The sequence below is a fragment of the Pseudomonas sp. UBA4194 genome, assembly GCF_002379585.1.
Taxonomy (GTDB): domain Bacteria; phylum Pseudomonadota; class Gammaproteobacteria; order Pseudomonadales; family Pseudomonadaceae; genus Aquipseudomonas.
In genome coordinates, this window is sequence record NZ_DFUE01000073.1 from 1 (window position 1) to 424 (window position 424).

A 424-nucleotide genomic window follows, 5' to 3' on the forward strand; every position below is an offset into this window, starting at 1 on the left:
GCGCGATATCGGACATGCGCTTGATCACGTCTTCGGTGCGGTCCAGGCTGGCCGCATCGGGAAGCTGGGCGAAGGCCACCAGGTATTGCTTGTCCTGGGACGGCACGAAACCGGTCGGGGTGGTGGCGAAGCCGAACCAGGTCAGCACCATGAAGCCTGCATACATCACCAGGGCGATACCGCTGCTGCGGATTACCCGCGCCACCGTGCTGACATAGCCATGGCTGGCTTTTTCGAAGAAGCGGTTGAATGGGCGGAACAGCCAGCCACCGAAGAGTCGGTCCAGGAATCTGGAGAAACGGTCCTTGGGCGCGTCATGGCCTTTGAGCAAGACGGCAGCCAGGGCAGGGGACAAGGTCAGTGAGTTGAACGCCGAGATCACCGTAGAAATGGCAATGGTCAAGGCGAACTGCTTGTAGAACTG

Annotated in this window: 1 protein-coding gene; it reads right to left on the reverse strand. The window is 60.1% G+C overall.

Annotation, left to right across the window (positions count from 1 at the left end):
- Positions 1–424 (reverse strand): efflux RND transporter permease subunit (locus B3397_RS17695; RefSeq protein ID WP_296252583.1); only part of this gene is annotated, 424 nt, incomplete at both ends.